Origin of the sequence: Sphingomonas sp. CFBP 13733, assembly GCF_014841795.1 — a bacterium.
Classification (GTDB): Bacteria; Pseudomonadota; Alphaproteobacteria; order Sphingomonadales; family Sphingomonadaceae; genus Sphingomonas; species Sphingomonas aerolata.
On sequence record NZ_JACYUP010000002.1, the window covers coordinates 574,957 to 600,488 of the forward strand.

The following is a 25,532-nucleotide window of genomic DNA, read 5'->3' on the forward strand; positions in this document are numbered from 1 at the left end:
CGTGAGACATTGCGTCTTCCCTATCGCGCGGACACGGTAAATGTCCAGCGCGATAGGGTCGGCGTACGTATTATTGCGCAGCAAACGCCGCGTTGATCGTCAGGTCGACCTTGTCCGACACGACGGGGGCATAGGCGCCGATGTTGAAGTCGCTGCGCTTAATCGAGGTCGTCGCGCGGAAGCCGAAGTTCAGCTTCTTGTTCATCGGGTTCGCGCCCGCACCGACGAACGTCGCCTGCAGCACGACCGGCTTGGTGACGCCCTTGAGCGTGAGATCACCGGTGATGGTCGCCTTGTCACCGGTCGCGACGACCTTGGTCGCGACGAACTTGGCGGTCGGGTAGGTCGCGGCGTCGAAGAAGTCCTTCGACTTCAGATGGCCCGCGAACGGCGCGGACGTGACCGACAACTGGTCGATCGCGAAATTGACCTCGACCTTGGTCGCGTTGGGCTTGGCCGGATCGATCGTGATGCTGCCACCCGACGCGCCGAGCTGCCCCTCGAGCATCGAGAAGCCCATATGGTTGAGCTGCCACGTCACCTGCGTGTGGTTGGCATCGACCGCATAGGTACCCGCGGCGACACGCGCCTTGACGGGGGCGCCGGGGACGGCGGCAGTCTGCGCCAATACGGGAGCGGCGGTGAGGGCGAGGATGGTGGCTAGGACTAGGCGCATGCGGGGTCTCCTGTTGAACGCGCGATGCTGGCCGAGCGGAGGGAGCGCGTCAAATGACGTTATGCCAACGCTGTGTTTCGGATTTGGGTCGGTGGGGGGTGGGGGGAAGGCACACTCGCTGCTGTTCCCCCGCGGACGCGGGGGCCCAGCTAAACCACGGACACTGCCCGAGACCCTGGACCCCCGCCTTCGCGGGGGAACGGGTGGCTGGGGAAGAGGAGAGCTTATCCTAAACACCACCACCCCGGCGAAGGCCGGGGCCCAGTTGGGGGACGGTGATACCGGAAGACGGCGCTTCGTTACTCCGGCCTTCCCAACTGGGCCCCGGCCTTCGCCGGGGTGGGGTAGGGGGTGTTGGGGCGAGCGACGCGCAATCCCCACGCCCGCCCGTCGGCCACGGCGAAGCCGCGCCCTATGGGCGGGCTCCGTCGTGCCGGCCGCGCTCGCGCTTAGTTCTTCGCCTTATCCACCAGCGCGTTCTTCCCGATCCACGGCATCATGCCGCGCAGCTCGCTGCCGATCTTTTCGATCGGATGCGCCAGCGCCTGCTTGCGCGCCGCCTTCAGCTCGGGCTGGCCGGCGCGGTTGTCGAGGATGAAGTTCTTCACGAACCGGCCCGACTGGATGTCGGCCAGCACGCGCTTCATCTCGGCCTTGGTCTCCGAGGTGATGATCCGCGGACCCGTGGTGATGTCGCCATATTCGGCGGTGTTCGAGATCGAATAGCGCATGTTGGCGATCCCGCCCTCATAGAGCAGGTCGACGATCAGCTTGGTCTCGTGCAGGCACTCGAAATAGGCCATTTCGGGGGCGTAGCCGGCTTCGGTCAGCGTCTCGAACCCGGCCTGGATCAGGTGCGTGATGCCCCCGCAGAGCACCGCCTGCTCGCCGAACAGATCGGTCTCGCATTCCTCGCGGAAATTGGTCTCGATGATCCCCGAGCGACCGCCGCCGACGCCCGATGCATAGGCGAGCGCGATGTCGTGCGCGTTGCCCGACTTGTCCTGGTCGATCGCGATCAGGCAGGGGACGCCGCCGCCGCGGACATATTCGCTGCGCACGGTGTGGCCAGGGCCCTTGGGTGCGATCATGATGACGTCGAGATCGGCGCGCGGCTCGATCAGGCCGAAATGGACGTTCAGGCCGTGCGCGAACGCGATCGTTGCACCCTGCTTCAGATTGTCGTGCAGGTCGGTCGCGTAGATCGCGGCCTGATGCTCGTCGGGGGCGAGGATCATGACGATGTCGGCCCAGGCGGCCGCCTCGGCGTTCGACTTGACCGCGAAACCCGCCTCGATCGCCTTCTTGGCGGTCGGCGAGCCCTCGCGCAGCGCGATCGCGACGTCCTTGACGCCCGAATCGCGCAGGTTCTGCGCGTGCGCATGGCCCTGCGAGCCGTAACCGACGATCGCGATCTTCTTGTCGGTGATCAGGTTCAGGTCGGCGTCGCGATCGTAATAGACACGCATTATATTGTTCCTTCTTTCGTCATTCCGGCGAACGCCGGAACCCAGGGTTCCAGGCGGCGCCGTTCGTGGTTCTGGGTCCTGACGTTCGTCAGGATGACAGGTAAATTCAGGCCGGCTCTTTGCCGCGGGCGATCGCGACGATACCGGTGCGGGCGACTTCGATCAGGCCGACTTCGCCCATGAGTTCGACGAACTTGTCGATCTTGTCGATCCCGCCGGTCACCTCGAACACGAAGCTCGACGTCGTCGCATCGACGACGCGGGCGCGATAGACGTCAGCCAGGCGCAGCGCCTCGATCCGGCGGTCGCCGGTGCCGCGCACCTTGACCAGCGCCAGCTCGCGTTCGACATGCGCGCCCTGCGCGGTCAGGTCGGTGACCTTGTGGACGGGGACGAGCCGGTCGAGCTGTGCGAGGATCTGCTCCATCGTCGCCGGCGACGCGCTGGTGACGATCGTGATGCGGCTGACCGCCTTGTCGGCGGTGATCTCCGACACGGTCAGGCTCTCGATATTATAGCCGCGCGCGGTGAACAGGCCGGCGATCCGGGCAAGGATGCCCGGCTCGTTGTCGACGATCACGGCGAGCGTGTGCCGCTCGGCCTTTTCCTGGGAAATATGCATCAAACCAGCGCCTTCGCTTCGTCGTCCATCGTGCCCGACACTTCGTTCGCCTGAAGGATCATGTCGGTATGCGCCGCACCGCTCGGGATCATCGGGAAGCAGTTCGTCAGCTGCGACACGCGGCAATCGACGATCACCGGGCCGTCATGGGCCAGCATCTCCGCAATCCCGCTGTCGAGCTGGTCGCGCGTCTCGATCAGGATGCCCTTCCAGCCATAAGCCTCGCCCAACCGGACGAAATCGGGCAGCGAATCCGAATAGCTCTCGGCGTAGCGGCTCTCATAGGTGAGTTCCTGCCACTGGCGGACCATGCCCATATACTGGTTGTTGAGGATGAAGATCTTCACCGGCAACCGGTATTGGGTGGCGGTCGCCAGCTCCTGGATGTTCATCTGGATCGACGCTTCGCCGGCGATGTCGATCACCAGCGCGTTCGGATTGCCGAGCTGCGCGCCGATCGCGGCGGGCAGGCCGTAACCCATCGTGCCGAGACCACCGCTGGTCAGCCACTTGTTCGGCTTTTCGAACCCGAAATGCTGTGCTGCCCACATCTGGTGCTGGCCGACCTCGGTCGTGATGATCGGGTTGCGTGCCTTGGTCGCGTCGAACAGCGCCCGGATCGCGCGCTGCGGCATGATCTCGTTCGGGTCGTTCTCGGGGAAGTCCAGGCACTTGACCGCACGCCAGCCGGCGATCCGCCGCTGCCAGTCGGTGGTGTCGGGCTTGGGATGCTGACGGCTCTTCCAGATCCGCACCATGTCCTCGAGAGCATGGCCGACGTCCGCGATGATCCCGAGATCGACGCGCACCGTCTTGTTCACCGACGAGCGATCGATGTCGATGTGCACTTTCCGCGAATTCGGGCTGAACGCGTCGAGCCGTCCGGTCACGCGGTCGTCGAACCGACTGCCGAGCGCAACGACGAGGTCGGCCTGGTTCATCGCCATGTTGGCTTCATAGGTGCCGTGCATCCCGAGCATACCGAGCCACTGCTCGCCGCTCGCCGGATAGGCGCCGAGACCCATCAGCGTCGACGTCACCGGTGCGCCGGTGATGCGGACCAGCTCACACAGCAGCTGGCTCGCGGCCGGGCCGGAATTGATGATACCGCCGCCGGTGTACAGGATCGGGCGTTCGGCCGCGGCGAGCATGTCCACCAGCTGCTCGATCTGCGACTGGTCTGCCTTCACCTGCGGGCGATAGGTCTTGTGCTGGATCGGGCCGGGCTTCGCATAGCGCGCGGTGGCGACCTGCACGTCCTTGGGGATGTCGACGACCACCGGCCCCGGACGACCCGAGGTGGCGATGTGGAACGCCTCGTGGATCACCCCGCCGAGCTTGGCCGGATCCTTCACGAGATAATTGTGCTTCGAACAATGGCGCGTGATGCCGACGGTATCGGCCTCCTGGAACGCGTCGGTACCGATCAGCGCGGTCGGCACCTGTCCGGTGATCACGACCATGGGAATCGAATCCATCAGCGCGTCGGTGATCCCGGTGACCGCATTGGTCGCGCCGGGGCCCGAGGTGACGAGCACCACGCCGGGCTTTCCGGTCGAGCGGGCATAGCCCTCCGCCGCATGCGTCGCCGCCTGTTCGTGGCGCACCAGGATGTGCTTGATCCGGCCGCTGCGAAACAGCGCGTCGTAGATCGGCAGCACGGCGCCACCCGGATAGCCGAACACGACCTCCACGCCGAGATCGCACAGCGCCTCGATCAGGATATCGGCTCCACTCTTCTCGGTCATCACGTCAAAATCCTTTCGAATGCGCCGCCTTTAGCGCCTCGTGGAGGGGGCGGCTACCGATATAAAAGATGCGTGTCAAACATCATTTTAGCAATATAGTTTCAAATTGCTGCAAGCGCGTTGAAAAATCGAGCGCGTCCGTGCGCGTCCAGGCGGCCGGCGGTTGGTGGCGAAGCCAGGTATATTGCCGCTTGGCATAGTGCCGCGTGGCAAGCGATCCCGCCGCGATCGCGTCGGTTTTCGACATCTCTCCGCGAACGAGCGCGGCGATCTCGGGAACGCCGATCGCGCGGCGGATCGGCGCGTCCTGCGGGATGTCGGTGCGGGCGAGGAGTGCGGTGACTTCCGCTTGGCTGGTCTCGGCCATCTCGGCGAAGCGCTGGTCGATGCGCGCGTTCAGCCAGTCGCGGTCGGGGATCAGGATCAGCGCGCGGACGTCCAGCCGGTCGCCGATCCCACCCACCCGTTCGGTCTGCCAGTCGGCGAGCGTGCGGCCGGTCCCGCGGACCACCTCCAGTGCGCGCGCGACGCGTGTGGTATCGGCGGCGTTGAGCCGTGCGGCGGCGGGCGGGTCGAGCAAAGCGAGGGCGGCATGCGCCTCGGCGACGGGAAGTGCGCGGACCTGCTCGCGAAGGTCGGGGTCGATCGCGGGGACGGGGGCGATGCCGTCGAGCAGCGTGCGGATATAGAGCCCGGTGCCGCCGACCAGGATCGGCAGTCTGCGCTCCGCCACCACTTCGTCGATTGCGCGCGTCGCCTCGGCGGCCCAGCGTGCGGCGGAATAGGTCGCGTCGGCGGCGTCGACATGGCCGAACAGGCGGTGCGGGGCGCTGGCTTCCTCTTCGGCCGAAGGACGCGCGGTGAGGATGCGGAGATCGGCATAGACCTGCGCGGAATCGGCGTTGATGACGACGCCGTCATGGGCGTCGGCAATGGCGAGCGCGAGCGCGGACTTGCCGCTCGCGGTCGGCCCTGCGATGAGCGCGACCTTCGGGAGATGTTCTATGTTCACGGCAACGCTTATAGCCTCGGGCACGCTGACCGCAGGCGATATTTCGACCGCGATGGACCGGCTCCGCGATGCGGGCTGCGCGCCGGGTGCGAGCGGCTGGATCGACGAAGGCGACGCCGCCGACCTGATCTTCGGCATGGCGCCCGACGCGGCGCGGACCGCGCTCGAGGGGGCGTTCGGCAAAACCGATGTGGTCGTGCAGTCGAGCCTGACCCGGACCAAGACGCTGCTGATCGCGGACATGGATTCGACGATGATCACCGTCGAGTGCATCGACGAGCTCGCCGACTATGCGGGAATAAAGCCGCAGATCGCCGAGATCACCGAGCGCGCGATGCGCGGCGAACTGGACTTCGAGGCGGCACTCGATGCGCGCGTCGCGCTGCTTGAGGGGCTGGCTGAGAGCGACATCGAACGCTGCCTTTCCGAACGGGTCCGGATCATGCCGGGCGCCAAGGCGCTGGTGCGGACGATGCGCGCCCAAGGGGCCGCGACGGTGCTCGTCTCGGGCGGGTTCACGCGTTTTGCTGAGCCGGTCGCGCGCGAGATCGGTTTCGACCGCGCGATCGCCAATGTCCTGAAGGTCGAGCACGGCGTGCTGACGGGGGCGGTCGAAAAGCCGATCGTCGGATCGCAGACCAAGCTGACGACGCTGCGCGCGGCAATCGCTGACGGGCAGCTGGTCGAGGGACAGTCGCTGGCGGTCGGCGACGGCGCGAACGACCTGGCGATGATCGAAGCGGCCGGCCTGGGCGTCGCGTATCACGCCAAGCCGATCGTCGCGGCGGCGGCGGCGGCGAGGATCGACCATGGCGATCTGACCACGCTGCTCTACGCACAAGGGCTGCCCCGGGCGGCGTGGGTAATCGATTAACCCCCGTCGATTGCGTCCGTAGGCCGCCGAGTCCCACTTTGGTGATCCAGGTTAAGGCCGTGCACCATATCTGACCTTGCCAAGTCACGCGCAAAATTTAGGGGTCGCGCCAAAGACTTACGATCGATTGGCTGAGAAGAATGGATGCTGGCTGGGATTATGAGCGCTTCAAGGCGTTCACCTGTGCGGACGACGACGACATTGATACCTTCCGGCGGCTCGCCGGGCCGACGATCGGGTTGAAGCGTGGTGATACCCTGCGGATGCAGGGCTCGCCTGACCCGCAGGTCTATATGCTGCTGAGCGGCTGGGTCGCGTGCAGCATCATCGTCGGCGAGAGCGCGCGGCAGATTGTGAAGGTTCATCTGCCCGGCGATCTGGTCGGGATGCCGAGCCTTGCCGCCCCGACCGCGTGCGACACGATCGAAGCGGTCTCGGCGGCGAAGCTCGGCGTGATCGAGACCGCAGCGATCGGGCAGGTGTTCAGCAGCAACCCGCGGCTCGCGGCATTGCTGTTCCTCGTCTCGCAGCAGGAGCGCGTTTTGCTGATGGAGCGGCTCGCGTCGATCGGGCGGACCAGCGCGGCGAGCCGGATCGCCGCGCTGATCCTCGAACTGCGCACCCGGCTGCGGCGCAACGACCCGACGATCGAGAATGTCGTGCCGGTGCCGCTGACGCAGGAGGATATCGGCGACATGACCGGGCTGACCCCGGTCTATGTCAACCGGACGCTGCGCCAGCTGCGGACCTCGGGGATCGCGACGTGGCGGCGCGGGGTCATCACGATCGACGACCGCGACGCGCTGGCGGTCCTCGCCGCGTTGCCGCAGAGTCCGGAACGCGACACGAGCTGGATCCCGAGCCGGCGCGGCTGAACGCCGGGCGTGTCGGGATGCGTCAGGGGGCGACGATGACGCAGGGCTGGCCTGACGCGGCGCAGGCGCGCGTCGCGTCCGCCCGGCTGGCGAACCCGCCCGCCTGCAGCCGAGTCACCGGTCCCGCCGTGACATAGCTGGGCTGCGCGCCGCCCAGCCTGCCCTTGACCTTGCCCCACAGCGTCTGGGCATTGCCGCGATCGCGGAACGCGCCAAGCTGGATCCGCCATTTCCCCGACCCGGCCACCGGCTTCGCTGCTGGCTTCGGCACGGGCTTCGGCGCCGGCTTGGGCGCGGACGCGAGCCGGGGCGGGGTGACCGATGCGGGTCTGGTCGCGGCTTGCGAGGCAGCACGCTCCGGCGCAGCGCGCGGGGGCACCGGCGCGGGGGACACGGATGAGGCGGGGACCGTGGTGCGCGCGACCGGCGTCACCGGCCGGGGCGTAGGCCGGGCAGGGCCGGTGGCCGAGATCGGCGGCGGCGACGCGGGCGACAGGCCCGACCGCGCAATTTTTTCCTGCGCGGCATAGCGCTCGGCGAGCGCCGTGCCGCGCTGGCGGTCTTCGGGGGAGATATACTGGTCCATCTGCGCCAGCGTCTGCGAGGCCGACTGCAATCCCGACGTGCTCGCGCGCGACATCAGCGCATAGGCGCGCGGATAATCGCGGGGGACCGCGTCGCCGTTGAACAACATCGTCCCGAGCACGAGCTGCGTCCGCGGTTCGCCGCGCGCCACCGACTTTTCGAGCCAGGGCAGCGCGTCCGCCTTCTTGTTGGCCTGGAACAGCGCGAGGCCGTAATTGTCCTGCGCTTGGACATGACCCTGCAGCGCCGCCTTGCGGAACCAGCTTTCGGCGAGCGCGGGGTCGAGCGTGACGCCGCGGCCGAGCTTATAGGCCTGGGCGAGATTGAACTGCGCATCGGCGTCGCCCGCGATCGCGAGCGGACGCCACTGGTCGATCGCGGTCGCATAGTCGCCGCGGCTCCAGGCATCGACGCCGGCCTTCACGTCCGCCGCGGCCGGCACCGCGCCCAGCGCCGCCATCGTCGCCGCCGCGCCCAGAATCAGGTTGCGCATCGAGTACCTCGTTAAAGCCAAATGATGATCGTCATGTCGCGATAGCCCGGCGAAGGCAAAGATCGGGTTAAGCCGTGCGCCGGTCGGGTGCGGGGGTGCGGCACGTCGTCGTAACGGCTTGGGAACCACGCGTTAACCGCTTCTTATCCGCTGGCATGGCATCGCGGGCCTTGGTTGACGAGACGTAAGGGGGCTTATGCGCGTTCTGGCGATGGCATCGCAGAAAGGCGGGTCGGGAAAGACGACTCTGTCCGGGCATCTCGCGGTCCAGGCGGAGCGCGCCGGGCAGGGGCCGGTCGTGCTGATCGATATCGATCCGCAAGCGTCGCTGACCGACTGGTGGAACGAGCGCGAGGCGGAGGCGCCGGCGCTGGCGCAGACCACGGTCGCGCGACTCGCTGCCGATCTCGAAATCCTTCGCCAGCAGGGGTTCAAGCTGGCGGTGATCGACACGCCGCCGTCGATCACGGTCGCGATCCAGACGGTGATTCAGATCGCCGAGCTGATCGTCGTGCCGACCCGGCCGAGCCCGCATGACCTGCGCGCGGTCGGCGCGACCGTCGATCTGTGCGATCGCGCGGGCAAGCCGCTGATCTTCGTCGTCAATGCAGCGACCCCCAAGGCGCGGATCACGGCCGAGGCGATCGTCGCGCTCTCTCAGCACGGCACCGTCGCGCCGATGACGATCCACCAGCGCACCGATTTCGCCGCCTCGATGATCGACGGCCGCACGGTCATGGAGGTCGATCCCAAGGGCAAGTCCGCGGCGGAGATCGAAGCGCTCTGGACCTATGTCACTGACCGGCTCGAAAAGAATTTCCGGCGCACGGTGTTCAGCGTGCCCAATGCAGGCGCGGGGTTCGGGCAGCGCGGGCCCGCGCCGGGCTTCGGCCGGCGGGTGGTCGGATGAGCGCGATGCCCGCCCGCCCGCCCGTCCAGTCGCATCCCGAATCGGCCGACGTGCCGAAGCCGCTGGGCTCGCTGTCGGCGTCGCTGCTGGCGCGCAAGGGCGACGCCCGCCCGGCGATGCGGCCGCTCGCGCTTGGTACGGCCGCTGTCGTAGCGGTCGAGGATGATGCTGCTTCTGTCACGTCGGTGACGGTTGCGGCCGCACGCCGGATCGCGCGCGAGAGCGCAACCAGAACGCGCAACGGCAAGGCCGCCTTCACGCTCCGCCTCGACAGCGACCGGCATGTCCGGCTGCGGCTGGCGAGTGCGATGACGCGGCATTCGTCGCAGCACCTCGTGACGCTCGCGCTCGATGCCTTTCTTCAAAATCTGCCCGAGGTCGACGCGCTCGTTGCGCAGCTTCCCGTGACCAGGGCCCCGAAATGAACCGGTGGGATCATAGCCGATGACGACACGAATCCTTCTTTCGATGGGGCTGTCGGCCCTTGTACTGGGCGGCACGATGGTCGGGTGCAGTGCGGGCGAGACCGGCCGCGGTCTCGCCTCGGCGAGCGATCGCAACGCCGATCTCGAGGCCAAGGCGGGCGCGGTGAACGCGCACCGTGCCGAGGTCGCGCTGGCCCGGCACGATGGCGGCGCCGCGGTCTATTTCGCGGAGGCGGCGGTGGCGATGATGCCGCAATCGGCGGCGTATCGGCTGCTGCTCGCACAGGGCTATCTCCAGGCGGGGCGGTTCACCTCGGCGCGGCAGGGGTTTGCCGATGTGCTGGCGCTGTCGCCGGCGGACGGGAAGGCGGCCCTCAACCTGGCGCTGACGCAGATCGCCGGTGGCGACACGCAGGGCGCGCGGGAGACGCTCGAACGCAACGCATCGATCATGCCGCCGAGCGATCGGGGCCTGGCGCTGGCGCTGGCGGGCGATGCAGGCGGCGCGATCGGGCTGCTGACCGAGGTCGCACGCTCGTCCGAGAGCAATGCGAAGGCCCGGCAGAACCTCGCGCTCGCGCTCGCGCTGGCGGGCCAGTGGCAGGCCGCGCGCGTCGTCGCCGCCGCCGACCTCGCGCCGACCGAGGTCGATGCGAGGCTCGAACAATGGGCCCGTTTCGCACAACCGACGACGTCGTATGATCAGGTCGCCGGCCTGCTCGGCGTGCGCGCGATCGCCGATGCCGGCCAGCCCGCCGCGCTCGCGCTCAACCGCGCACCGCTCATGCCGACGGTCTCGCCGATCGAGGCGCTGGCCGCGGTCGAACGCACCGCGCGTCCCGTCGCACTGGCCGAAGCGGGATCGGCTCTGGCCCCGTCGAGGATCACCTTCGCCGCGCCGCGCGAGGTCGTCCAGGCCCTACCCGGCGGCACGCCGACGATGCTCGCCAGCCGCAGCCAGGGCGCTGTGCTAGCCGCGCGTGCGCAACGCGGCGCGCGCGCGATCCCGGCGGGGACGGGCGACTGGTATGTCCAGATCGGCGCCTATGACAATGCCGGCGTCGCCAAGGCCGCCTGGAGCCAGGCCACGCGTCGCTTCGACGGCTTCTCCGGCCGCCAGCCCAACGGCATGGCGTTCAGGACGAATGGCGAGGCCTATTACCGCCTGTCGGTTGGCGGGTTCGGTCGCGACGAGGCGGACCAGGTCTGCCGGCGCTACCGCGCGACCGGCGGCGCGTGCTTCGTCCGGCAGGGGGCCGGCGACCAGATGGCGCAGTGGCTGCGCGGCGGCGGCGTCGAGGTCGCGACCCGCTGAATGACAGGCGAAATCCGGCGCGCAATGCCCGTCAGATCTCGCGGCCGCCTTTCCAGACGCGCAGTACCTTGCCCTGCACGGGCAGGCCGTCGAACGGCGTGTTGTTCGCGCTGGCGGCGAACGCGTCGCCGGTGATCTGCCACGGCGCCTGACCATCGAACAGCAGGAGATCGGCGGGCTTGCCGACCTCAAGCGTCCCGGTGTCGAGCCCGAGCACGGCGGCCGGGTTGCGGCTCAGCAGCGCGAACAGCCGGGACAGCGTGACCCGTTCGTCGCGCACCAGCATCAGCGCGAGCGGCAGCAGCGTCTCGGCTCCCGCCATCCCGGCGCTCGAATCGGCGAAGGGCAGGCGCTTTTCCTCGGGCCCGCGCGGATCATGCGCCGAGCAGATCACGTCGATCGTGCCGTCGGCGACCGCCGCCAGCGCCGCCTGGCGATCCGATTCGCTCCTGAGCGGGGGCGAGAGATGCGCGAAGCTGCGGAAGTCGCTGACCGCGATGTCGGACAAATGGAGATGCGCGGGCGTGATGCCGCAGGTCACTGCCACGCCGCGGCGCTTGGCTGCACGGATCAGGTCGAAGCCGGCCGCCGTCGTCACCTGGCGGATGTGAAGCCGCGCACCGGTGTCCTCGGCCAGCATCAGGTCGCGCGCGATCGCGAGCGCCTCGGCTATCGCGGGGGCGGCGGGCAGGCCGAGCCGGGTCGCGGTCTCGCCCGCGGTCGCGACGGCGCCCGCGGTCAATCCGCCATCCTCGGCATGCGTGACGACCGCGATGTCGAGGTCGCGCGCATAGGCGAGTACGCGGTGCATGACCCCGCTGTCGGCGATCCAGCCCTTGCCGGTGCCGACCGCGCGCGCGCCCGCCGACAGGCAGACCGCCATCTCGGCAAGGTCATGCCCGGCCAGCGCCTGCGTCGCGGCGGCAATCGGGTGGATCCACAGGTCGGGCTTGCCGATCAGCGCGGCGCGCTGGACGATGCCGGGATCGTCCAGCACCGGCGACTGGTCGGGCATCAGCCCGACGCGGACGATCCCGCCTGCGCGGAACGCGGCGCGGTCGATCCGCGCCACGCCCAGATCGACGATGCCGGGGGCGAGCGTCTTGCCCGCGCAGTCGATCGTCTGCGCATCGGCGGGGATCTCGACCAGCCCGGTCGCGACGACGACGCCGTCGCGGATCAGGAGATTGCCCTTGGTGATCCCGCCGACCGGGCAGACGAGCGTCGCATTGGTGAGCGCGAGGATCATGCCCAGCCCTCCACGCCGCGCGCCCGGCGGGTCAGTACGTCGAGGCACGCCATGCGGACCGCGACGCCCATCTCGACCTGCTCGGTGATCGCCGAGCGGGCATGGTCGGCGACCGCCGAATCGATCTCGACGCCGCGGTTCATCGGCCCGGGGTGCATCACCAGCGCATCGGGCGCCGCGCGCGCGAGCCGTTCGAGCGTCAGGCCGTAGCGCATCCGGTATTCACGCGTGGAGGGCACGTACGCGCCGTCCATCCGCTCGTTCTGCAGGCGCAACATCATGACCACGTCGGCGCCCTCCAGCGCGGCATCGAAATCGGTAAACGGGGTGACCCCCATCTTGTGGATCGCCGCGGGCATCAGCGTCGAGGGTGCGCAGACCCGGACCTCGGCGGCGAGCGCGGTGAGTGCGAGGATGTTCGAGCGTGCGACGCGGCTGTGCAGCACGTCGCCACAGATGACGACACGCTGCCCCGCGATCGATCCGCGCCGGCGGCGGATCGTCAGCGCGTCGAGCAGCGCCTGGGTCGGATGTTCGTGGCGGCCGTCGCCTGCGTTCAGGACGGGGCAGTCGACCTTGTCGGCGATCAGCCGCACCGCACCGCTCGCCATGTGGCGGATGACGATGACGTCGGCGCGCATCGCGTTCAGCGTCATCGCGGTGTCGATCAGCGTCTCGCCCTTCTTCACGCTCGACTGCGCGGCGTGCATGTTGACGACGTCGGCGCCGAGCCGCTTGCCCGCGATCTCGAACGACAGCAAAGTCCGCGTGCTGTTCTCGAAGAACGCGTTGATCTGCGTGAGCCCGGCGAGCCGCTTGTCGGGCGTCGCATGGGTACGGTTCGCCTCGACCCAGGTTTCCGCCTCATCGAGCAGGAACGCGATCTCGTGCGGCTGGAGCCCGTCGATCCCGGTCAGGTGCCGGTGCGGGAAGACGGCGCCGCCCTCGATGAGGGTGGCGGGGCGGTGATCTGAACGTTGCATCAAGCGCGCTGGGTAGTGGGCTGCGGCGGCGGGGGCAAGGTTCGTCGCTCGACGCGGGGTGGTTAACCCGGTTTTAGGCGCGGCCTGCGATCAGGGGCGGATGGTATGCACGGATGACAAGACTAGCGTGATCGCGCAGCGTGCACGGTGGTGGGAGCGGGGCTGGTTTCTGGTCGCGCTCGTCGTCGCGGCGGCGGTGCCGTTGTTGTGGCCCGCGCTGCCGCCGCTGGGCGATCTGCCGGGGCATATGGGGCGGTGGCACATCGCGATGGCGCTGGGGGATTCGCCCGATCTAACGCGCTATTATACGTTTCACTGGGCACTGATCCCCAATCTGGGGATGGACCTGTTGGTGCCTGCGCTCGCCCGTATCTTCGGATTCGAGTCCGCGACGAAGCTGGCGGTGATCGCGATTCCGGTGGTGACGGTCGCCGGCCTGTTATGGACCGCGCGCGAGGCGCACGGGCGCGTGCCGCCGACCGCGATCCTTGCGGTGCCGCTCGTTTATGCCTGGCCGTTCCAGTTCGGGTTCGTCAATTTCGCGCTGTCGCAGGCGCTGGCCTTTTGCGCGCTGGCCGTGTGGATCCGCTGGGGGCGTGAGGGGCGGTCTGCGGTGCGCGCGGTGGCATTCGCCGCGATCGCGCCCGTGCTGTGGGTGGCGCACAGCTTCGGCTGGGGGATGTTCGGGTTGATGGCGGCGGCCGCCGAACTCGCGCGGTTGCGGGCGGCGGGAAAGGGCTGGGGCGCAGCGCTCGGCGGGACCATCGTCCAGTGCCTGCCGCTCGCGGGGCCGCTGGGTATCATGGCCTTCCAAGCGGGGCTTGGGTTTGGGCACGGGGAAGCCGGGCTCGGTGCGTCGGACTGGTTCAACATGCCTGCCAAGGCGGGGTGGATCCTGTCGATCTTCAGGGACCGGTGGCAGGCATTCGACCTTCTGTCGCTGATCCCGCCTGTCCTCGTCCTTTATGCCGCGGCGCGCAGCCATGACTGGCGGTTTTCGCAAATTCTCGGCTGGCCTGCGCTGGCGTGTCTGGGGGCGTTCGCTTTACTGCCAAGGTTGCTGATGGGGGGCGCCTATGTCGACATGCGGATCGCGCCCGCCATGGTAATGCTCGCGCTGATCGCGATCGCGCCGCCGGTGACCGGGAAGACGACGCGGATGACCGCGTGGCTGGCGATGCTGTTTGTCGTTGTCCGACTGGGCGGCACGACATTGAGTTTTGTCGAGCGCTCTGCCGAGCAGCAGAGCGAGCTTTCCGCCATTGCTGCAATCCCGCGCGGCGCGGCGGTTTTGTCGCTGGTCGCACGGCCCTGTTTTGGCGCATGGACCGATCTGCGGCGCGATCACCTGCCCGGGCTGGCGATCGTCCGGCGCGACGTCTTCACCAACGTTCAGTGGGTGATCGAGGGCCAGCAACTGCTGAGCATCCGGCATCAGGCCGCCGCCCCCTATCTCGCCGATCCGAGTCAGAGCGTTTTTCCTGCCCAATGTTCCGATATCGGGTCCAACTTCAGCGCAGCGATCGCCGGCTTCCCGCGCGCGGCGTTCACGCATGTCTGGACGATCGGGTATCCACCGGGGGCTGCGCAGGCCGCGGACTTGCGCGTCGTGTGGACGAACGGCACGTCGACACTCTACCGCGTCGTCCGCTAGATTTGCGCGGTCACCAGCGCGTCGATCGCGCCCTGGAGGATGTACGCCGCCGCCATCTTGTCGACCAGCTCGGCGCGCTTGGCGCGGCTGGCGTCCTGTTCGATCAGCGTGCGGGTGACCGCGACGGTCGACCAGCGTTCGTCCTGCAGCAGGATCGGCAACCCCATGTCCTTCAGGTTCTGCGCGAACGCCCGCGTCGATTGCGAGCGTGGGCTTTCGCTGCCGTCGAGGTTGATCGGCAGGCCGATGACGAGCCCGACGACCTTCTGCGCCGTGATCATCTCGGCAAGCGCGGCCTTGTCCTTCTGGAACTTGGTGCGGCGGATCAGCAGCGCGGGGCTCGCGAACGACCAGCCGGCATCGCACAGCGCGGTGCCGATCGTCTTGGTACCGACGTCGAGGCCGATCAGCCGTCCGCCATTCGGGAGCGCATCACGAAACTGCGCGGGGGAGAGGGTGATCATCGCGTGAACGCCGCAAGACGGCGGTTGGCGTCCGCACGCACATTCGCCCAGAACAGCGGATAGTCGTACACGTGGTAGTTGTTCCCGGGGAGCACGTAAGGCCCGAGATCGGGGCCCTCGCCGATCAGCAGGATACCCCGGTCGCCGCAGCGCGCGGGCACGTTGCCGACCGACAGCGTCGCGCTCGACAGGTCGGCGGACGGGACGAGCGTGCCGAGATTGGCGGTCGCGGGCGCGCTCGCATCGGCGGTGCCGGTCAGCGGGTTGGTGCAGATCATCGGCGTGCCCTTGCGCGGTTGCCCGTCGAACCCCGTGGTCCGGTCATAGGTCTCGACGACCAGCGACGGATCGGCGGGCTCGGAAAAGCTTTCCCATGACAGGATGCAGCCGGTCTGGTCGGCGCTGCGGCATTCGGCCAGGCCCATCCGCGGCAGGTCGGTGACGCGCGAGACCGGCCAGCCGACGACATAGGCGGCGACGATCCGCGCCTTCAGTTTCGGGTCGGTCGCGATCCGGTCACGCAGCAGTCGGGTGAGGTGGAGCGCGCCCTGGCTGTGTCCGGCGAGGATGATCGGGCGGGTCGGGCCGGCTTCCTTGAGGAACCGGTCGAACGCGGCGGTGACGTCGCCGTACGCGAGCGCGAGCGCGCGTTCGCTGTCGGCCTCGCTGGTCAGGAACGCGCCGAAGGTCGCCTGGCGATAGCGCGGCGCCCAGATGTCGCCCGCACCGTTGAACGCGCTCGCCTGGCCGCGCAGGAACAGTTCCGCGCGCGCATTGGTCTCGGGATCGTCGATCGGCGCGTTCCAGTGGTCGCGGCTGATGTACGAGGTCGGGTGGATGAAGAAGATCGCCGCGCCCGTTCCCGGGGTGCCGGGTGCATAGCCTTCGGGTGTCCAGAGCGCGGGGTTACCGGGACGATCGGGGCGCGCGAGCCAGAGGATCTTGCGCGCATAAATGTTCGCCGGCGCCTTGCGTTGCGCCTGGAATGTCTCGCTCGGGACCATCGCGATCCGCATCAGCTCGGTCCCGTACAGGCGATAGGCGAGCAGCGCGGCGATCGCGAGGACGATCATCGCGGTGACGAAATAGAGAAACTTGCGGGCCAAGCGGGACCTTCCGTGCAGGCGGTGGCGTCCCCGTGCCGCATGCGCGGCGCGGTTGCAACGGGTGCGTTTCCGCGGGGGAACACGAAGGGTGTTGCGCGCTCGCGCCGCGCGGTGCTAGCCGAGCGCCATGTCCGTAGATACTGCAACCGTGAAGCGGATCGCGAGCCTTGCGCGCATCGCGATCACCGACGAGGACGCCGCGCGTATCGCGCCCGAACTCGGAAACATCCTTGGCTGGATCGAGATGCTGGGCGAGGTCGATACGACCGGCGTCGAGCCGATGACCGCCGTCATCCCCAACACGCTGCGGCTGCGCGACGACGTCGTCAACGCCGATCCGCTGACCGGCGGCAATATCCGCGAGCAGGTCCTGGCCAACGCCCCCGTGGCAGAGCACGGCTTCTTCGCCGTGCCCAAGGTGATCGAATAATGACCGACCTTACCGATCTCGGCATCGCCGGCATCCGCGACGGCGTGCGCGACGGCAGCTTTTCGGCGCGCGACGTCGCCGATGCGTTCATCGTCAAGGTGAGCCAGGCCAAGGCGCTCAACGCGTTCCTGGTCGAGACGCCCGACCACGCGATCGCCGCCGCCACCGCGGCCGACACCGCGCGCGCCGCTGGCGAGACGCTCAAGCCGCTGGCCGGCGTGCCGATCGGCATGAAGGATCTGTTCTGCACCAAGGGCGTCACGACGACCGCGGCGAGCCATATCCTCGAAGGCTTCACGCCGACCTATGAGTCGACCGTCTCGCAGAATCTGTGGGATGCGGGTGCGGGGATGCTCGGCAAGCTGAACATGGACCAGTTCGCGATGGGATCGTCGAACGAGACGTCCGCGTTCGGCAACGTCATCTCGCCGTGGAAGCGCAATGACGGCGGTAACGCCTCGCTCGCGCCGGGCGGGTCGTCGGGTGGCTCCTCGTCGGCGGTCGCCGCGCGGCTGTGCCCCGGCGCGACCGGCACCGACACCGGCGGCTCGATCCGCCAGCCCGCCGCCTTCACCGGCATCAGCGGCATCAAGCCGACCTATGGCCGCTGCTCGCGCTGGGGGACGATCGCGTTCGCCTCGTCGCTTGACCAGGCGGGGCCGATGGCGCGTGACGTCCGCGACTGCGCGATCCTGCTCGAGGCGATGGCCGGGTTCGATTCGAAGGACGGCACCTCGCTCCAGCTCGACGTGCCCAAGTGGGAAGCGGGTCTGTCGGCGAGCCTCGCGGGCCTGCGTGTCGGTATTCCCAAGGAATACCGGGTCGACGGCATGCCCGAGGAAATCGAGGCGCTCTGGCAGAAGGGCATCGACTGGCTGAAGGATGCCGGCGCGACGATCGTCGAGGTCTCGCTCCCGCACACCAAATACGCGCTGCCTGCCTATTACATCATCGCGCCGGCCGAGGCGTCGTCGAACCTCGCGCGCTATGACGGCGTGCGCTACGGCATCCGCGACCTGCCGGCCGGCTCGGGGCTGCAGGACATGTACGCCGCGACGCGCGCCGACGGCTTCGGCCCCGAGGTGAAGCGCCGCATCATGATCGGCACCTACGTGCTGTCGGCCGGCTATTACGACGCGTATTATACGCAGGCGCAGAAGATCCGGACGCTGATCGCGCGCGATTTCGAAAAGGCGTGGGAGACGTGCGACGTCCTGCTCACCCCGACCGCACCCTCGGCGGCGTTCGCGCTTGGTGAAAAGTCGTCCGATCCGATCGCAATGTATCTGAACGACGTCTTCACCGTGCCGTCGTCGCTCGCGGGTCTGCCCGCGATGTCGGTACCGGGTGGTCTCGACAAGCAGGGGCTGCCGCTTGGGCTTCAGATCATCGGCAAGCCGCTCGACGAGCAGGGCGTGCTGAACGCCGGGCTCGCGATCGAGCAGCGGGCGGGGTTCACTGCCCGGCCCGAGGCGTGGTGGTAACCGATCGCGCCTTCGTCACGCGCAACGTCGCCGTGCTGCGCGAAGCGCAGAACGCGCTCAACGTCGCGTTCGGGGCGATCCTCAGCGCCTATGTCGGCGTGTCGCTGACCGAGATCGACAACCGGCCGTTCGATCACGCCGTACTCGCACGCTTCTTTCTCGGGCTCGCGGTGTTCATCCTGTGCCTGTGCGTCGGCAACAGCGTGATTTTGCGCGGCGATTACCGGCTGGGCGCGGTGTTCCTCGTGCTGGCCGGCGGTGCCGCCGCGGCCGCGCATCACGAGGCGCTGGTGCTCGGTTTCGAGGGCGCGATCCTGCGTATTCTTTCGGCGTGCTGGGTGGTCGGCCTGCTCGGCAGCAACGCGGCACTGACCGCGATCAACTATATTCATCATCGGAACCGGATATGAGCGACTATCGCATTCAGGGCGACACGGGCGAGTGGGAGGTCGTGATCGGCCTCGAAGTCCATGCGCAGGTGACGTCGAACGCCAAGCTGTTCTCGGGCGCGGCGACCGCGTTCGGGGCCGAGCCCAACACACAGGTCAGCCTCGTCGACGCGGCGATGCCCGGCATGCTGCCGGTGCCGAACCGCGAGTGCATCCGCCAGGCGGTGCGTACCGGCATGGCGATCGAAGCGCAGATCAACAAATGGTCGCGGTTCGACCGGAAGAATTATTTCTACGCCGATCTGCCGCAGGGCTATCAGATCAGCCAGCTTTATCATCCGATCGTCGGCGAGGGCGCGATCGACATCAGCCTCGACGAGAAGAACCCCGATGCCGCCGGCAAGCGGATCGGCGTCGAGCGCATCCATGTCGAGCAGGATGCGGGCAAGCTGATGCACGACCAGCATCCGACCCAGTCCTATGTCGATCTCAATCGCTCGGGCGTCGCGCTGATGGAGATCGTGTCGAAGCCCGATCTCGCATCGCCGGCCGAGACGGGCGCGTACCTGCGCAAGTTGCGGTCGATCCTGCGTTATGTCGGATCGTGCGACGGCAACATGGAAGAGGGCTCGATGCGCGCCGACGTCAATGTCAGCGTCCGCAAGCCCGGCAACGAACTCGGCACGCGGACCGAGACGAAGAACGTCAATTCGGTGCGCTTCGTGATGGCGGTGGTCGAGCAGGAGGCCAGGCGCCAGGTGGAGGTGCTCGAGGCCGGTGGCAAGATCGTCCAGGAGACGCGGCTCTACGATCCCGATCGCAACGAGACGCGGTCGATGCGGTCGAAGGAAGACGCGCATGATTACCGCTACTTCCCCGATCCGGATCTGTTGCCGCTGGTGCTCGACGACGCGTTCCTCGAGGAATGCCGGGCGTCGCTGCCCGAACTGCCCGACGCAAAGCGCGCGCGCTATGAGGCGCTCGGCATCACCGCCTATCAGGCGACGGTGCTGACCGCCGAGGTCGAGGCGGCGCGCTGGTTCGACACGCTGCTCGATGCGGGCGTGAAGCCGGCGGCGGCGGCGAACTGGACGACGTCGGAGCTGTTCGGTGCGCTCAACCGGACCGGCAGGGACATCGCCAACTCGCCGGTGTCGCCCGCGCAGGCAGCCGAACTGCTCGGGTTAATCGCCGACGGTACGCTGTCGGGCAGTCTCGCCAAGCAGGTGTTCGAGGTGATGCTCGAGACCGGCGACGGCGCGGCCAAGGTCGTCGAGGATCGCGGGCTGAAGCAGACCAGCGACACCGGCGCGATCGAGAAGGTCATCGCCGAGGTGATGGCCGCGAACGCGGACAAGGTCGCGGATTACCGCGGCGGCAAGGACAAGCTGTTCGGGTTCTTCGTCGGGCAGACGATGAAGGCGATGGGCGGCAAGGCGAACCCGGCGGTGGTGAACGAGGTGCTGAAGACCGCGCTTGGGGAGTCGGTGGCGCCGTAAGCCCTATTCTCCCGGCCTCTGTTCTCCCGCGAAGGCGGGAGTCCAGGGTAACCGCGCGCGACGCTGCTGGACTCTTGGGCCCCCGCCTCCGCGGGGGAACGATGAACTAGTGAGTAACTTCCCCCTCGGCACCACCCCGGCGAAGGCCGGGGTCCAGTTGGCAAACGTCGCTGATCAGGCGCTGCGTTCCGTTACCTCGACCTCCCAACTGGACCCCGGCCTTCGCCGGGGTGGTGGTAATAATTGGGAGGCTAGGGGCGAGAGCATGAGCCCAGGTCGGAAGCGTTACGCCGCCACCTTCTGCGGATGGTGCGGCACCAGGATCAGTACATTCTCCTCGACCCGCCACGATGCGAGTCGCGACAGGAAGTTCATCCCCAGCACGTTGGTGTCGCCGAACGCCGGCGACACCACCACCTGAAGGTCGCGCGCGACGATCGCGCCGAGCTTCAGTTCGCCGATCCGGCCCGACTGCGCGGGAATCGCACCATTCGCGGTCTGGAGCACGATCGGCACCACGCTCGTCCGCGCATCGATCCCAGCGGCGTCGGCCGTCTTCGTCGAAATCGCGGTGATCGTCGCACCGCTGTCGATCAGCAACCGGCGCTCGACCCCGTCGATCCGCGCCCGCGCCCAGAAATGGCCGTCGGGCGACATGCGGATCCGCACCTCGCCACCGACGACCGTCTGGTCCTCAATCCGCAGCAGCTTGGCGATCTTGCCGAGATAGGGATCGAACTGGCTGCGCTGGCCGATCGCGACGAACAGCAGGCCGACCAGCGCCAGCGTCATCACGAGATTGACGACCGTCCGCAGGATCGGGATCCGCTGCGCAAGGACGAAGACCACCACCGCGACCCCGAGTGCCACGTACAGCGTCGGATGCTGGGCCAGGTCGGGGAGCAGCCCGAAAAGCGGGGTGCTGGCGGGCGTGGAAATGGGCGGTTCCTGCAAGAAGGGGGTGGACAGCCTGTGCTATCCACCCCCGTATTTATGGTTGCTGACCGGCGCGGCTTATTGCGCGTCCGAATCCTGGTTCTTGATCACGCCGCCGGTGCCGCCGACGCCGTCGGGCATGCCCGTCTTGGTGAACGTCTCGGGCTCGTCGCCGCCTTCACCGCGTTCGACCGCGTCGGAGCGCGACTGCACCGCCTGCTCGATGTCGCTGCGCGTGTCCGCGTCACGGTCCTCGGGGCGGGTTTCGGGATTGGTGCCCGCATGGGGATCGGCCATGATCAGAACTCTGGCTGGATGGGAGCGGGATCGGTCGAGGGCGCGCCCGGATCGGGAACGTCGATGTCCGGCGCGGGCGGATTGAACTCGGGCGGCGGCGTCGTCGGCTCGGCAGGCGACGAGGGCGTCGGGAATTCTGCAGGGGGTTGGGTAGCCATGATGCTCTCTCCTTCTTCTGCATCAACGCGCACGATCGTATCGAGTTGCCCACCGACTTACCTTGCGTGCTTGCCCCGGGATACAACGTTGGTATAGACGCGCCCGCTACGGCGATGTCCTGTGCGGGCGTGGCGGAACTGGTAGACGCAGCAGGTTTAGGTCCTGCCATCGCAAGATGTGGGGGTTCGAGTCCCTTCGCCCGCACCACTCCGCCGCACTGGCGGGGCGACCGCCAGATGAATTTTTCCCGAATGCTCTTTTAGACAAAGGCCGGACATGCAGACTGTCGAGACGTTGAACGAGGGCCTCAAGCGCGCCTACACCCTCACCATCACTGCGAAGGATATCGATTCGAAGGTCGATGTCGAGCTGAAGCGCCTCGCGCCGCAGATGAAGATGCCGGGCTTCCGTCCGGGCAAGGTGCCGGCAAACCTCATCCGCAAGATGCACGGCCCCGCGCTGACGCAGGACGCGCTGAACGCCGCGATCCAGGAAGGCGTGCAGAGCCTCGTCGCCGAAAAGCAGCTGCGTCCCGCGATGCAGCCCTCGGTCGAGCTGGAAGACGGCTATGACCTCGGCAAGGACGCGGTCGTCAAGGTCGAGATGGAGGTCCTGCCGCAGGTCCCCGCACCCGCGATCGACGGCCTGAAGCTCGAGCGCCTGACCGTGCCCGTCGCCGACGAGGCGGTCACCGAGCAGCTCCAGAAGTTCGCCGACCAGCAGAAGAAGTGGGACGACGCCGCTGACGATTACGTCGCGGCGATGGGCGACCTCGTCACCGTCGATTTCGTCGGCAAGACCGCCGATGGCGTCGCGTTCGACGGCGGCACGGGCACCGACATGGGCGTCGAGCTCGGTGCCGGGCGTCTGATCCCCGGTTTCGAGGATCAGCTCGTCGGCGTGAAGACCGGCGAGGAGAAGGTCCTGAACGTGACCTTCCCCGAGGAGTATCAGGAGAAGTCGCTCGCGGGTCAGCCGGCCACGTTCGACATCACCGTCAAGTCGGTGAAGACCGCGGGCGATAGCAAGATCGACGAGGATCTTGCCAAGTCGCTGGGTCTCGAGAGCCTCGAGCAGCTTTCGGGCCTGCTCAAGGGCCAGATCGAGCAGGAGCATAACGGGCTCACGCGCACGCACATGAAGCGCAAGCTGCTCGACCAGCTCGCCGAGGGTCACGACTTCGAGGTTCCGCCGTCGATGGTGGAAGCCGAGTTCAACCAGATCTGGTCGCAGCTCCAGCATGAAGCCACGCACGAAGCCGATCCCGAGGCCGCGATGGCCGAGATGGAAGGCGAGCGCGACGATTACCGCAAGATCGCCGAGCGTCGCGTGCGCCTCGGCCTGCTCCTGTCCGAGATCGGCCAGGCGAACGGCGTCGAGGTGTCCAACCAGGAAATGCAGCGTCTGCTCGCACAGGCTGCGCAGCAGTATCCCGCCGAGCAGCGCCAGCAGTTCATGCAGTATGTCCAGTCCGAGCCGATGGCCGCCGCTCAGCTGCGCGCCCCGCTGTACGAGGACAAGGTCGTCGACTTCCTGTTCGAGAAGGCCGAGATCACCGACCGCGAAGCCACCCGCGAGGAGCTGGAAGCCGCGATCGAGAGCGAGGACGGTTTCGCCAGCGGCACGCACGTGCACGACCATGACAACCACAAGCCGAAGAAGAAGGCCGCCGCCAAGAAGAAGGCAGCACCTGCCGACGACGCAGCGGTGACGGACGAGGCGCCCGCTTCGGACGCCGCGGACGAGGCCAAGCCTGCCAAGAAGGCTCCTGCCAAGAAGAAGGCGGCTCCGGTCGAGGCCGAGACGGCGGTAACGGAATCGTCGCCGGCCGCGGCTGAAAATGCCGAGGGCACCGAAGCTGCCGACGCGCCGGCCAAGAAGCCGCGCGCCAAGAAGGCGCCGACCAAGACCGAGGCGTAAGCCGATCGGAGTGCCTCGTCGCTGAGGCACTCCCCCCGTTTTCGGGCCACTTCCCCGGCGGAGGCCGGGGTCCAGTTGGAAAGGTTGCTGTGACGGCGCGCAAAGCTTCGTTATGGACCTTCCCCAACTGGGCCCCTGCCGCCGCCGGGGATTTGCGTTGATTGGAAGACGCGTTGATCGTTACGCCGTCTTCGACTGTACAGGGCAGGGCATGACCGAACCGAGAATCGCCGTCCTGCTGCCCTGCTACAACGAAGAGGCCGCGATCGCGCAGACGGTGGCGGGATTCCGCGCCGCGCTGCCCGGCGCGACGATCTACGTCTACGACAACAACAGCGCCGACCGCACGGTCGCGGTCGCCCGCGCGGCGGGGGCCGTCGTCCGGACCGAACGGATCCAGGGCAAGGGCGCGGTCGTCCGGCGGATGTTCGCGGACATCGATGCCGATATCTACGTCATGGCGGACGGCGACGCGACCTATGACGCGGCATCCGCGCCGGCGCTGGTCGCGCGCGTGCTCGACGAGCAGCTCGACATGGTCGTCGGCTCGCGGATCAGCCAGGTCCAGGAAAGCTATCGCCGCGGACACCGCTTCGGCAACGCGCTGCTCACGGGCATGCTCGCGCGGCTCTTCGGGCGCAGCTTCACCGATATCCTGTCGGGCTACCGCGTCTTCTCGCGGCGGTTCGTGAAGAGCTTCCCGTCGCTGTCGGCGGGGTTCGAGATCGAGACCGAGATCAGCGTCCACGCGCTCGAGCTCAAGATGCCGATCGGCGAAGTCGAGACGCCCTATTTCGCGCGCCCCGAGGGGTCCGAATCGAAGCTGAGCACCTATGCCGACGGCTGGCGGATCCTGCGGACGATCATGACGCTGTACCGGATCGAGCGGCCCTTGTGGTTCTTCGGCGCGATCGGCGGGGCGTTCGCGCTGCTCGCGCTGCTGCTCGGCATCCCGCTGGTGCTCACCTATCTCGAAATCCACCAGGTGCCGCGCTTCCCGACCGCGATCCTGATCACCGGGCTCGGTATCTTCGCGGCTTTGAACGTGTTCACGGGGCTGATCCTCGACACCGTCGTCCGCGGCCGCCGCGAGGTACGGCGGCTGGCCTACCTGGCCTACCCCGCGCCTGGCGTCTGACTCCCGCTCTCGGAAGGGGCGGGGGGTAGGTGGTTCTCCTGACGGGTAGCAGGGCTTGAACTCCCCCGTGCGAGCGCCGATGTTGGCGGTTCACTGGGGCATAAGAGAGATTTCCATGCACAATCCGTTCGAGACCGGCGATTTCGCGAGCCCGTTGGCCAGCGCCGGGCTCGGCCTGCAGCAGACGCAAGCAGGCCTTGTTCCCATCGTTATCGAGCAGTCGAACCGCGGTGAGCGCTCGTTCGACATTTTCTCGCGCCTGCTCCGCGAGCGTATCATCTTCGTGACCGGTGGCGTCGAGGACGGCATGGCCTCGCTGATCACCGCGCAACTCCTCTTCCTCGAGTCCGAGAACCCGAAGAAGGACATCTTCATGTACATCAACTCGCCGGGCGGTGTCGTCACGGCGGGCATGGCGATCCATGACACGATGCGGTATATCCGTCCGCGCGTCGGCACGGTGTGCATCGGCCAGGCCGCCTCGATGGGCAGCTTCCTGCTCGCGAGCGGTGAGCCCGGCATGCGCGTCGCGATGACCAACGCACGGATCATGATCCATCAGCCATCGGGCGGTGCACAGGGCATGGCGAGCGACATCGAGATCCAGGCGCGCGAGATCCTGCGCATCCGCAAGCGGATGAACGAGCTCTATTCGCAGTATACCGGTCAGCCGATCGAGGAGATCGAGCGTCGCATGGACCGCGACACGTTCCTCGAAGCGAATGAAGCGAAGGATTTCGGTCTGGTCGACGAGGTTTTCGACAAGCGTCCCGCCCCCGCGGACGACGCGGCGAAGCCTGCATAAGGCGAATCGTAAGCC

Annotated in this window: 26 protein-coding genes and 1 tRNA gene; 14 read left to right on the forward strand and 13 right to left on the reverse strand. The window is 67.7% G+C overall.

Translation table 11 applies throughout. The annotated features are described in order from the left end of the window. Nucleotides 1–70: 70 nt before the first annotated feature. The 5 genes from IFT71_RS06885 to miaA form a co-directional block, all read right to left on the reverse strand. Complete coding sequence (locus IFT71_RS06885; RefSeq protein ID WP_192139861.1) at nucleotides 71–676, reverse strand: YceI family protein; 606 nt, start codon at nucleotides 674–676, stop codon at nucleotides 71–73. A 449-nt stretch (nucleotides 677–1,125) separates the two neighbouring features. After that, nucleotides 1,126–2,145 carry a ketol-acid reductoisomerase gene (ilvC, locus tag IFT71_RS06890; RefSeq protein ID WP_031439771.1) on the reverse strand — a complete coding sequence of 340 codons (1,020 nt, stop codon included), beginning with the start codon at nucleotides 2,143–2,145 and terminating at the stop codon, nucleotides 1,126–1,128. A 106-nt stretch (nucleotides 2,146–2,251) separates the two neighbouring features. Further along, on the reverse strand, nucleotides 2,252–2,767 hold the full coding sequence (gene ilvN / locus IFT71_RS06895) for an acetolactate synthase small subunit (RefSeq protein ID WP_192139863.1): 516 nt from the start codon (nucleotides 2,765–2,767) through the stop codon (nucleotides 2,252–2,254). After that, complete coding sequence (locus tag IFT71_RS06900) at nucleotides 2,767–4,515, reverse strand: acetolactate synthase 3 large subunit (protein ID WP_037530175.1); 1,749 nt, start codon at nucleotides 4,513–4,515, stop codon at nucleotides 2,767–2,769. The genes ilvN and IFT71_RS06900 overlap by 1 nt, the downstream gene beginning before the upstream one ends. An 82-nt stretch (nucleotides 4,516–4,597) precedes the next feature. Further along, complete coding sequence (gene miaA, locus IFT71_RS06905) at nucleotides 4,598–5,527, reverse strand: tRNA (adenosine(37)-N6)-dimethylallyltransferase MiaA (RefSeq protein WP_192139865.1); 930 nt, start codon at nucleotides 5,525–5,527, stop codon at nucleotides 4,598–4,600. On the opposite strand from miaA, the gene serB reads away from it, so the two are divergent. Together serB and IFT71_RS06915 are read left to right on the forward strand one after the other, a co-directional pair. Beyond that, a complete protein-coding gene (gene serB / locus IFT71_RS06910; protein WP_192139867.1) occupies nucleotides 5,520–6,401 on the forward strand; it encodes a phosphoserine phosphatase SerB in 882 nt (293 codons plus the stop codon). The two genes, miaA and serB, sit on opposite strands and share 8 nt — an antisense overlap. A 140-nt stretch (nucleotides 6,402–6,541) precedes the next feature. After that, entirely contained in the window at nucleotides 6,542–7,276 is a 735-nt protein-coding gene (locus IFT71_RS06915; RefSeq protein ID WP_192139869.1) for a Crp/Fnr family transcriptional regulator, read from the forward strand. Between the two features lie 22 nt (nucleotides 7,277–7,298). Here IFT71_RS06915 and IFT71_RS06920 read toward each other — a convergent pair whose 3' ends face one another. Beyond that, nucleotides 7,299–8,354 (reverse strand): SPOR domain-containing protein, encoded by a 1,056-nt coding sequence (locus IFT71_RS06920; RefSeq protein ID WP_192139871.1) that lies wholly within the window; start codon nucleotides 8,352–8,354, stop codon nucleotides 7,299–7,301. A 196-nt stretch (nucleotides 8,355–8,550) separates the two neighbouring features. Between IFT71_RS06920 and IFT71_RS06925 the strand changes: the two genes are divergently transcribed. The 3 genes from IFT71_RS06925 to IFT71_RS06935 are packed head-to-tail and all read left to right on the forward strand — an operon-like array spanning nucleotide 8,551 to nucleotide 11,004. After that, on the forward strand, nucleotides 8,551–9,264 hold the full coding sequence (locus IFT71_RS06925; protein WP_031441008.1) for a ParA family protein: 714 nt from the start codon (nucleotides 8,551–8,553) through the stop codon (nucleotides 9,262–9,264). Next, the gene (locus IFT71_RS06930; protein ID WP_446740754.1) at nucleotides 9,261–9,689 is read left to right on the forward strand and encodes a hypothetical protein; all 429 of its coding nucleotides are present in this window, start codon (nucleotides 9,261–9,263) and stop codon (nucleotides 9,687–9,689) included. The genes IFT71_RS06925 and IFT71_RS06930 overlap by 4 nt, the downstream gene beginning before the upstream one ends. 19 nt (nucleotides 9,690–9,708) lie before the next feature. Continuing rightward, nucleotides 9,709–11,004 carry an SPOR domain-containing protein gene (locus IFT71_RS06935; protein WP_192139873.1) on the forward strand — a complete coding sequence of 432 codons (1,296 nt, stop codon included), beginning with the start codon at nucleotides 9,709–9,711 and terminating at the stop codon, nucleotides 11,002–11,004. Between the two features lie 31 nt (nucleotides 11,005–11,035). On the opposite strand, the gene IFT71_RS06940 is transcribed toward IFT71_RS06935, so the two are convergent. Both IFT71_RS06940 and IFT71_RS06945 read right to left on the reverse strand, forming a co-directional pair. Continuing rightward, on the reverse strand, nucleotides 11,036–12,253 hold the full coding sequence (locus IFT71_RS06940) for a dihydroorotase (RefSeq protein WP_192139875.1): 1,218 nt from the start codon (nucleotides 12,251–12,253) through the stop codon (nucleotides 11,036–11,038). Beyond that, nucleotides 12,250–13,236 carry an aspartate carbamoyltransferase catalytic subunit gene (locus tag IFT71_RS06945; RefSeq protein WP_056680280.1) on the reverse strand — a complete coding sequence of 329 codons (987 nt, stop codon included), beginning with the start codon at nucleotides 13,234–13,236 and terminating at the stop codon, nucleotides 12,250–12,252. The genes IFT71_RS06940 and IFT71_RS06945 overlap by 4 nt, the downstream gene beginning before the upstream one ends. Nucleotides 13,237–13,363: 127 nt before the next feature. Between IFT71_RS06945 and IFT71_RS06950 the strand changes: the two genes are divergently transcribed. Then, nucleotides 13,364–14,890, forward strand: coding sequence for a hypothetical protein (locus IFT71_RS06950; protein ID WP_192139877.1), 1,527 nt, complete (start codon nucleotides 13,364–13,366; stop codon nucleotides 14,888–14,890). Here IFT71_RS06950 and ruvX read toward each other — a convergent pair. Both ruvX and IFT71_RS06960 read right to left on the reverse strand, forming a co-directional pair. Continuing rightward, nucleotides 14,887–15,354, reverse strand: a complete 468-nt coding sequence (ruvX, locus tag IFT71_RS06955) for a Holliday junction resolvase RuvX (protein WP_107932342.1) — start codon at nucleotides 15,352–15,354, stop codon at nucleotides 14,887–14,889. The two genes, IFT71_RS06950 and ruvX, sit on opposite strands and share 4 nt — an antisense overlap. Next, a complete protein-coding gene (locus IFT71_RS06960; protein WP_166747617.1) occupies nucleotides 15,351–16,460 on the reverse strand; it encodes a DUF3089 domain-containing protein in 1,110 nt (369 codons plus the stop codon). The genes ruvX and IFT71_RS06960 overlap by 4 nt, the downstream gene beginning before the upstream one ends. Before the next feature lie 127 nt (nucleotides 16,461–16,587). On the opposite strand from IFT71_RS06960, the gene gatC reads away from it, so the two are divergent. Genes gatC through gatB form a run of 4 tightly spaced genes read left to right on the forward strand, consistent with a single transcriptional unit; the run spans nucleotide 16,588 to nucleotide 20,262 of the window. Continuing rightward, nucleotides 16,588–16,890 carry an Asp-tRNA(Asn)/Glu-tRNA(Gln) amidotransferase subunit GatC gene (gatC, locus tag IFT71_RS06965; RefSeq protein WP_031438976.1) on the forward strand — a complete coding sequence of 101 codons (303 nt, stop codon included), beginning with the start codon at nucleotides 16,588–16,590 and terminating at the stop codon, nucleotides 16,888–16,890. Then, nucleotides 16,890–18,374: an Asp-tRNA(Asn)/Glu-tRNA(Gln) amidotransferase subunit GatA gene (gatA, locus tag IFT71_RS06970; protein ID WP_192139879.1), complete on the forward strand. Its 1,485-nt coding sequence runs from the start codon at nucleotides 16,890–16,892 to the stop codon at nucleotides 18,372–18,374. Before gatC ends, gatA begins: the two co-directional genes overlap by 1 nt. Beyond that, the gene (locus tag IFT71_RS06975; RefSeq protein ID WP_235188237.1) at nucleotides 18,368–18,784 is read left to right on the forward strand and encodes a hypothetical protein; all 417 of its coding nucleotides are present in this window, start codon (nucleotides 18,368–18,370) and stop codon (nucleotides 18,782–18,784) included. Before gatA ends, IFT71_RS06975 begins: the two co-directional genes overlap by 7 nt. Beyond that, nucleotides 18,781–20,262, forward strand: a complete 1,482-nt coding sequence (gene gatB / locus IFT71_RS06980; protein WP_192139881.1) for an Asp-tRNA(Asn)/Glu-tRNA(Gln) amidotransferase subunit GatB — start codon at nucleotides 18,781–18,783, stop codon at nucleotides 20,260–20,262. The genes IFT71_RS06975 and gatB overlap by 4 nt, the downstream gene beginning before the upstream one ends. A 285-nt stretch (nucleotides 20,263–20,547) precedes the next feature. On the opposite strand, the gene IFT71_RS06985 is transcribed toward gatB, so the two are convergent. The 3 genes from IFT71_RS06985 to IFT71_RS06995 are packed head-to-tail and all read right to left on the reverse strand — an operon-like array spanning nucleotide 20,548 to nucleotide 21,653. Continuing rightward, a complete protein-coding gene (locus IFT71_RS06985; RefSeq protein WP_244654792.1) occupies nucleotides 20,548–21,216 on the reverse strand; it encodes a retropepsin-like aspartic protease family protein in 669 nt (222 codons plus the stop codon). 60 nt (nucleotides 21,217–21,276) lie between these two features. Beyond that, entirely contained in the window at nucleotides 21,277–21,495 is a 219-nt protein-coding gene (locus tag IFT71_RS06990) for a hypothetical protein (protein WP_031438971.1), read from the reverse strand. A 2-nt stretch (nucleotides 21,496–21,497) separates the two neighbouring features. Next, on the reverse strand, nucleotides 21,498–21,653 hold the full coding sequence (locus IFT71_RS06995; protein WP_166747620.1) for a hypothetical protein: 156 nt from the start codon (nucleotides 21,651–21,653) through the stop codon (nucleotides 21,498–21,500). A 123-nt stretch (nucleotides 21,654–21,776) separates the two neighbouring features. Between IFT71_RS06995 and IFT71_RS07000 the strand changes: the two genes are divergently transcribed. From IFT71_RS07000 to IFT71_RS07015, 4 genes are all read left to right on the forward strand, one after another. Further along, nucleotides 21,777–21,861, forward strand: a tRNA-Leu gene (locus IFT71_RS07000). Between the two features lie 69 nt (nucleotides 21,862–21,930). Then, on the forward strand, nucleotides 21,931–23,574 hold the full coding sequence (gene tig, locus IFT71_RS07005; protein ID WP_192139883.1) for a trigger factor: 1,644 nt from the start codon (nucleotides 21,931–21,933) through the stop codon (nucleotides 23,572–23,574). Between the two features lie 211 nt (nucleotides 23,575–23,785). After that, entirely contained in the window at nucleotides 23,786–24,712 is a 927-nt protein-coding gene (locus IFT71_RS07010; protein ID WP_107932352.1) for a glycosyltransferase family 2 protein, read from the forward strand. Nucleotides 24,713–24,827: 115 nt separating this feature from the next. Continuing rightward, nucleotides 24,828–25,517: an ATP-dependent Clp protease proteolytic subunit gene (locus IFT71_RS07015; protein WP_031396413.1), complete on the forward strand. Its 690-nt coding sequence runs from the start codon at nucleotides 24,828–24,830 to the stop codon at nucleotides 25,515–25,517. Nucleotides 25,518–25,532 lie beyond the last annotated feature (15 nt).